Below are 3079 nucleotides of genomic sequence, written 5' to 3' on the forward strand. Positions count from 1 at the left end.
ATCCTGCCCCGCAACCCCATCCCCGTTCGCCCCGAGCGAAGCCGACGGACCATGGATCACCGTCCGCACCGTCGTCGTCGAAGCCTCGGCCACGGCACCGGCGGCCCCGACACTTCCCTCAATTCCGTTCGTGTCGAGCGAAGTCGAGACACCCATCGCCCCAACACCACCCCCCGGACCTCCACTCACCGTACCCGCGCTCGCGCGCGTCGAAAAATAGTTGATCGTCGTGCGCTTGCCCCCCGCATCCTGCCCATAATGGCGCAGGCAGAACATCAGCAGCGCATCATTGTGCCGCCGCCGGAACCCCATCAGCTTGCCCGCGACAAAGACCGGCACCAGATAGCCGTCGATCGCGCGCTCGAACGCGATGTCTTTCAGCCGCGCGAGCCCGAAATCGAGCGCCGCCTCCCACGCCCGCCGAAAGCTCTCCGCGCCGGGCGCGCGCCGCAGCGTATAGCAATTCGTCTGCGCCATATTGACCATCGCGGCCGCGCGACTGACCGACCCGGTGTCGGCGAGCGCCGATATGAACGCCTTCTGCCGCTCGGGAGTCCACCCGTCGTGCCGATATTTGCGCGGCACCGGCGTAAAGTCGGGAAGCGGCGGCCGCGCCTCCTTCGCGATCGGGGTGCGATTCTGCATGATATGCCCTCCTCTATATGTCCCGGGCGAAGCCGCGAGACCAAACCGGACAGCATATGACAGACGGAAAATTTGTAGGAAAGGGTTTTGTTTATGGTTTGTTCTTATCGTGTTGAAAGTGGCTTTGCGCCTAAAGCAGGCTGCCACCGAGCAACTCCGAAAGCGGACGCTAGGCTTCCGCAAAGAGATATCGGGTTGATCGCGCTAGCGGCACTCCGGCAAGCTGAGTAGATTGTTCGGCGGGTAGCCATCGTTCTCAGTAGCAAGATAATTGCGTCGGCTCGTGGGGTGCTGGCGGACCACGACCCAGACACTGACGCCGTTCACCGAAGTCCAAAAGCGATGCGCCCCGCTCTGAATGAAAGCGATTACGTTGTCGATTGTGTCGTTCCAGCCCGGACCACCCAAGCGGTCAATCCGGCGGTCAATATCTGCGCCGTCTCGGCGAATACATGTTACCTGGTAGTCTGCCATTATATCCTCCACAAAGTGGATCGGCCGTTTACGAGATACGGCTGGATCACAAACGAACCGCGGTGCTAGCTATGGCTAGTACGTGCGCTTTCGGCGCGAGCGATAATGCCGTCCCGGTACTTTGCCTTCATCTGCGGGATGAGTTGAGCCACCATCGGATTGCTCTTGAAGGCACCGACTTTCTCGTCGATCGCCATCTCCATCGACCTGATCGCATCATCAATGCTCGCGGGGTCGTTCGGATCGAAGCTGACTTCCCCGATCTTGCCGTCGAGTTCCTCGAATGCCCGAGATGCGTCGTCGAGCATCTTTTGCAGCTTGTCGAAGCCGGTAATCTTTATCATCGAAATCTCCTATTTTGACCAGTGACCGAGAACCCATTCCCACTGTCGGCGGGCGTAGTCGTACCGCCAATGCGCCCTAACCCACTTTGTCTTGCCAAGCGGACGCAGCGTTTTCATGTTCTGCATTCGATCAAGGGGCTTAAGGGGCCGCAGCGGTTTCAAGGTGCGCAGTTTGCGCATCGACGCCTCCATAAGAAATGGCCGCTCCAACCGCAGCGGCCCAATTTTAGCCTTTCGGCGGGTAGGGATCGTTGCCGTACGACCAGGCCTCACGGAACTGGCCGTTGGCCCCTTGGATGCGAAGTTCGGCGCCTTGGTTCCTGGCGATGTCGCGTCCGCGCTCGATCGCCTGAGCCTGCGTGGAGAAAGAACCGGTGAGGCGGCTGTTGCCCTCTCCACGGACGCCCCATCCATTACCATTCCGAACCACATATTGATTCTTGCCGCTCATGTTACTGCCTTTCTGCTCATTGAAGCGAAACCTTGCCGCACTATCTCTTGACTCAGAGAGCGCGGCATGATTCCCCGTCTCTCAGGTAAGGCAGTATCAGTCACGAGACGACTTGTCTTACACGTGAGACACTATCGCCGCTGGCCCGGGGGAGTCAAGGGCCCTGTTGGAGATTTTTATGGAAACCCTGCCCATCGAGGATTTGGGGCGCCTTATCGCTAAAAAGCGTGGCACCCGCGGTATCAGGTCGGCCGCTGCCGAGGCAGGAGTCAGTTCGGCTACGTTGTCGCGAGTTGAGAATGGCAACGTTCCAGATCTCGCGACCTTCGCGAAGATATGTCGCTGGCTCGGCGTTGACCCGGCTATCTTCCTAGGAATCGAAACAAATGACGGACCAGCTAAGCGGCCTGCGGTCGTCCACTTTCGCAAGAAGAAGACCTTTTCTCCTGACACTGCTGAGTCGTTGGCAGAGCTCATCTTGGCTGCTCAAAGGGCGAAAGATGCCCGACTGGCGTTGCAGCAACAGTAGGAATGCGTCGGGGGTTTAAGGCCGAGTCCGAGAGGCTATCAGAGGCTGCGCGGGCGTCGCTGGGTCTAGGCCCGCTCGAGAAGCTTGATCCATGGATTTACGCTGAATCGCTGGGAGCCCATGTTTTGGGCGCAGACGAACTCGATCTGCCGCCTCAGCATGCCACCCAACTTCTTCAGCGCGACCCCGACAGCTGGTCCGGTATGACGCTTGCAGAAGATGGCCTACTCCTCATCGTGCTCAACTCTGCACAGAGCAAGCGTCGCCAAGCTTCGACATTGATGCATGAGCTTGCACATTCGATTCTAGACCACACGCCAGCCAGCGTTCAAGTTTCACCTGCGGGGTTAGTGCTGCTCTCAGACTATTCGGATGAGCAGGAGGAGGAAGCCGATTGGCTAGGAGGAGCACTTCTGCTTCCCCAAGCGGCGCTCTATCATCACCGCAGTAGCGGCCAGTCCATCTCTGATATCGCACAGCATTTCGGTGTAAGTGAAGATCTGTGCCATTGGCGCTGCCGCATGACGGGTACCGAAAAGCGAATGGCGTTTCGGTCTAGGTCATAGTGCGTGATAAATTTCTGCCAGTCATTGTGCCGGGGTTATCCGCTCACCCAACCTCCCGCCACGCCCCCAC

At 58.9% G+C, this 3079-nt stretch carries 5 protein-coding genes and 1 pseudogene; 2 read left to right on the forward strand and 4 right to left on the reverse strand.

Annotated elements, in window-relative coordinates:
* The 4 genes and pseudogenes from FFS18_RS17255 to FFS18_RS17270 all read right to left on the reverse strand — a co-directional run.
* Window positions 1-645, reverse strand: a pseudogene (locus tag FFS18_RS17255) (hypothetical protein); the annotation flags it as partial.
* A gap of 204 nt (window positions 646-849) precedes the next feature.
* On the reverse strand, window positions 850-1119 hold the full coding sequence (locus tag FFS18_RS17930; protein ID WP_171005357.1) for a DUF3892 domain-containing protein: 270 nt from the start codon (window positions 1117-1119) through the stop codon (window positions 850-852).
* 65 nt (window positions 1120-1184) lie between these two features.
* Complete coding sequence (locus FFS18_RS17265; protein ID WP_137871788.1) at window positions 1185-1463, reverse strand: YuaX family protein; 279 nt, start codon at window positions 1461-1463, stop codon at window positions 1185-1187.
* A gap of 226 nt (window positions 1464-1689) precedes the next feature.
* Window positions 1690-1914: a DUF2188 domain-containing protein gene (locus tag FFS18_RS17270; RefSeq protein WP_137871789.1), complete on the reverse strand. Its 225-nt coding sequence runs from the start codon at window positions 1912-1914 to the stop codon at window positions 1690-1692.
* 178 nt (window positions 1915-2092) lie between these two features.
* On the opposite strand from FFS18_RS17270, the gene FFS18_RS17275 reads away from it, so the two are divergent.
* The gene (locus FFS18_RS17275; protein ID WP_137871790.1) at window positions 2093-2443 is read left to right on the forward strand and encodes a helix-turn-helix domain-containing protein; all 351 of its coding nucleotides are present in this window, start codon (window positions 2093-2095) and stop codon (window positions 2441-2443) included.
* A 2-nt stretch (window positions 2444-2445) separates the two neighbouring features.
* Window positions 2446-3009, forward strand: a complete 564-nt coding sequence (locus FFS18_RS17280) for an ImmA/IrrE family metallo-endopeptidase (protein WP_137871791.1) — start codon at window positions 2446-2448, stop codon at window positions 3007-3009.
* The last annotated feature ends 70 nt before the right edge of the window (window positions 3010-3079 follow it).

Origin of the sequence: Sphingopyxis sp. 2PD, assembly GCF_005503695.1 — a bacterium.
Classification (GTDB): domain Bacteria; phylum Pseudomonadota; class Alphaproteobacteria; order Sphingomonadales; family Sphingomonadaceae; genus Sphingopyxis.

What these genes read in the sequence shown, in the direction of transcription:
- FFS18_RS17265 (WP_137871788.1), bottom strand. Translation starts at nt 1,463, where the DNA reads ATGATAAAGATTACCGGCTTCGACAAGCTGCAAAAGATGCTCGACGAC.
- FFS18_RS17270 (WP_137871789.1), bottom strand. Translation starts at nt 1,914, where the DNA reads ATGAGCGGCAAGAATCAATATGTGGTTCGGAATGGTAATGGATGGGGC.
- FFS18_RS17280 (WP_137871791.1), top strand. Translation starts at nt 2,446, where the DNA reads ATGCGTCGGGGGTTTAAGGCCGAGTCCGAGAGGCTATCAGAGGCTGCG.
- FFS18_RS17930 (WP_171005357.1), bottom strand. Translation starts at nt 1,119, where the DNA reads ATGGCAGACTACCAGGTAACATGTATTCGCCGAGACGGCGCAGATATT.
- FFS18_RS17275 (WP_137871790.1), top strand. Translation starts at nt 2,093, where the DNA reads ATGGAAACCCTGCCCATCGAGGATTTGGGGCGCCTTATCGCTAAAAAG.